The organism is Lishizhenia sp. (genome assembly GCF_057456495.1).
On record NZ_JBVCPV010000237.1, the window covers coordinates 1 to 3,687 of the forward strand.

Annotated in this window: 3 protein-coding genes; 1 reads left to right on the top strand and 2 read right to left on the bottom strand. The window is 39.9% G+C overall.

The features are described 5' to 3' along the window. Both ligA and prmC read right to left on the bottom strand, forming a co-directional pair. A partial coding sequence (gene ligA / locus AC22ZQ_RS13210) for an NAD-dependent DNA ligase LigA (protein ID WP_318959234.1) occupies positions 1-1,556 on the bottom strand: 1,556 nt, incomplete at its 3' end. Positions 1,557-1,559: 3 nt separating this feature from the next. Continuing rightward, positions 1,560-2,429 carry a peptide chain release factor N(5)-glutamine methyltransferase gene (gene prmC / locus AC22ZQ_RS13215; RefSeq protein ID WP_318959235.1) on the bottom strand — a complete coding sequence of 290 codons (870 nt, stop codon included), beginning with the start codon at positions 2,427-2,429 and terminating at the stop codon, positions 1,560-1,562. Between the two features lie 504 nt (positions 2,430-2,933). Here prmC and AC22ZQ_RS13220 point away from each other — a divergent pair. Continuing rightward, positions 2,934-3,687, top strand: a 754-nt coding sequence (locus tag AC22ZQ_RS13220) for a tetratricopeptide repeat protein (protein ID WP_318959236.1), incomplete at its 3' end; no start/stop codon positions are given.

The following is a 3,687-nucleotide window of genomic DNA, read 5'->3' on the forward strand; positions in this document are numbered from 1 at the left end:
CCTACGAAACGAATACCTAAACCAAACAATACCTTCTCAAAAGGAACTTGCTTACTTGCTTCTATACCTTGTAACATATTATTGGCCGATTTATCTGCCATTCTATCCAAGGCTATAATGTCGTCGAAAGTTAAAGTATAGAGATCTGCATAATTTGAAATCAAACCTTTATTCACCATTAAACTCACGGTTTCGGTTCCGAGTCCGTCTATGTTCAATGCCTTGCGCGAAATAAAGTGATCTATCTTTCCTATGATTTGAGGTCTACACCCTAAATCGTTTGGACAATAGTGCTGTGCTTCTCCCTCTGTTCTTTTGAGTTCTGTTCCACATTCCGGACACTCCTCAATAAAAACAATAGGTTGAGCGTCTTCTGCTCTAGCTTCCAAGTTCACCCCAACAATTTTGGGAATGATTTCTCCACCTTTTTCTACATAAACTTCATCGTGTTCATGTAAATTCAATTTGGCGATTTGGTCGGCATTGTGCAAAGAAGCGCGTTTTACCGTAGTCCCCCCCAATTGTACAGGTTGCAGATTTGCTACAGGAGTGATGGCTCCTGTTCTACCAACTTGGTAGGTTACCTCTTCCAAAATAGAAGAAACCCGTTCTGCTTTAAATTTATAAGCAATGGCCCAACGCGGAGATTTGGCGGTAAAACCAAGCTCTTGTTGCTGACCATAATCATTTACTTTTATAACAACTCCATCTATCTCAAAAGGCAAATTAGCTCTCTCCACATCCCAGTGATGTATAAAGTCCATGATACCATCGATAGAATTGGTTTTTACAATGTATTTCTTTTCTTCTTTAGGAACTTGAAATCCCCAATTCGCTGCAGTTGCTACCGTTTCAAAATGTCCGGTACCCGGCAAATCACCACCGTAAACTCCGTACAGCAAACAATCCAATCCTCTATCTGCAACAACTTTTGAATCTTGCATTTTCAAGGTTCCAGAAGCCGTATTTCTTGGGTTGGCAAATTGTTGTTCTCCCAACTCCTCGCGCATAGCGTTAAGCTGGTGAAAGTTTTCTAATGGAAAGAAGATCTCCCCTCTTATTTCAAAATCTTCTGGATAATCTCCTTTCAATTGTAAAGGAACCGTTTTGATGGTACGCACATTGGCCGAAACATCCTCTCCCTGTGTTCCATCTCCACGCGTTACGGCTTGTACAAATCGACCATTCTCATAACGAATTCCTATGGCAACTCCATCGTACTTTAACTCACAAACGTATTCTATATCGCCCTCTACATTCTTACGTACACGCGCTTCCCACTCCTGAATTTCTTCTTTGGAATAGGAGTTCGACAAAGACAACATCGGGTATTGGTGCACCACCGTTGCAAACTTTTTGGTGATGTCTCCCCCTACTCTTTTGGTCGGACTATTCGGATCTGCCAAGTCTGGATGTTTCTTTTCCAAATCTTCCAGTTCCTTGAGCATTTGATCAAAATCATAATCACTCACCTCCGATTTATTTTCCACGTAGTAAGCATGATTTAGCGCATGCAACTTTGCGGTTAATTCTTTTATTCTATCGCGAACGTTCATTGTTTAAAATTTTGTAGCCTTTAACATGCGGTCTTTCCCCTGCATGTCTTGCTTTAATTCTACCATGAAATAGCCCATACTTTGCAACATGTTCTGGGTTGCAGCGGCATAATTTTCATGCAATTCAAAGTAAATGCTTCCTCCCTCTTTTAAATGAACCATACCATACATTCCAAGGTTTCTGTAAAAAACCAAAGGATCATTATCATCCACAAAAAGTGCAATCCCCGGCTCATGGTCTAGAACATGATCTGCCATAAAGCTTTTATCGGCATTCGGAATATAGGGCGGATTAGATACGATTACATCTAAATTCTTAGGAGCACTCTGTGCGATGTTAAGGGCGTCTTGTTTTTCAACGCTAACATCCAGTCCGGTAAAAGCAACATTTTCTTTCGCTACCGCTAAAGCTGCATCATCGTAATCTATAGCTTTTACCTGGGCTTGGGGCAAAGCCTTTTTAAGCGCCAGTGCAATACACCCTGAACCTGTACACCAATCTTCTAGTGTTAACTCCTTTTCTTTCTGAGCAGCATCTTCCACTATCCAATGTACTAACTCTTCGGTTTCTGGTCGTGGAATAAGTACACCAGGTTTTACTTTTAGCTCCAAATTGTAGAAATAAGTTTCTCCTAAAATGTATTGAAAAGGTTCACCCGAAAGTAGACGTTTTACAGCAGCTCTAAAAAAGAGCAAATCAGATTCACTTACTGTTCCATCTTTGTGTAAAAGGTAATCGTCAAAAGCAAACCCTAAACGTTGGGCAATCAAGCTTTTGCTAATGGTTTTTATCTCATTACCACTAAAATTATCTCGCAGCTTTTCTTCAAAATAAAGCTCTACCGATTTGATATGATTATCCTTTACAAACATGCGGCAACAAAGTAAGTAAAACTCCCCGAAAAATGAAGCCTAAAAAGCTAAATTAAGCAACTCAAAAACCAAATAATCACACAGTTATTTTGAGTAGTTAAGAATTAGGTAGTTATGGGATAAGTGATAAGTTCGAAAACTAAATTTTGGTTTCCAAATGATGACGTCTAATCATCTACCTATTTTTTTCACTTTAGGGATAGTAGCGGCAGCGCCGTGTTGGAGAGGCTCTTGAATGTTGCGTGCTTTGGGGCGACCAAGAAGCCACACTACACGCTACAATGAAAAGTCTCTCCAATTAAGGACTACAGCGAAAAGCCCGACCCCAAGGGGCTTGGGGAAAAGCAAATGAGAAAACATCATGTACAGAGCTATTACGGAGTTCTCCTTAAAAATATATGCAGGATCTCATGGTGGGCCAGAGGAAAACAAATATTTTAGTGCGCGATTAAAACAAGATCTACTGTATTACTACTCATGAACAAAAAAAGTAAGACATATTGCATGCTACGCAGATTATTGATGTGTCTAGTATTTTTGATTCTAGTACCCCAAACACATGCACATCAAAGTATAATTGAGCTAAGCGCTAAGGCCAATAACTTTTTAAACGATTCGCAGTTTGATTCTGCCCTTGTATATTTTGAAAAGGTTAAACAACACCCAAAGATAACCGATCAGCAACTTGGAGAGGTTTATTTAAAAATGGCGCAAACCAACAAGTTAATGGAAGAGTATAAATATGCCCTTTTCTATTTAAACAAGGCCGAGACGCACAATAAAACACTTTATAAAATTGAGGAATTAGCAAAGGTTTACGTGTATTTTGTTGAATTTTACCGTTCCCTTGCCAAGTATGAAAAGGCTGAAAAATACATCGCCTTATTCGAGGACTTACAACAAAAGCACAACCTATCTCCACAAGTCTTGGCACATTATTACAACCGTAGGGCAGCCCTAGCCATGGAAGCCCACGCCGACGTGAAAGAAGTAATAGCATTTTCTCGCAAAGCCTTGGACTTAGCAAACGAAATGCAGGATAAGGAATTACAGGCTATATCCTTCAATGAAATTGGTTTTGTGTATTTAAACATACAAAACCCCGAGGCATTAAGCTATTTTCAGAAAGCTCTGGATATTTGGCGTGACCAAGGGAACCATAGATCTATGGTAACTGTGCTCGAGAACATTGCCCGACTTCACTTTAATAACGGGGCATATACTAAAGCTCTGCAAACTTGCGATGAAGCCTTGCTCC

Excerpts from the sequence above, each read along its gene's own strand:
- prmC (WP_318959235.1), bottom strand. The coding sequence starts at position 2,429 with ATGTTTGTAAAGGATAATCATATCAAATCGGTAGAGCTTTATTTTGAA.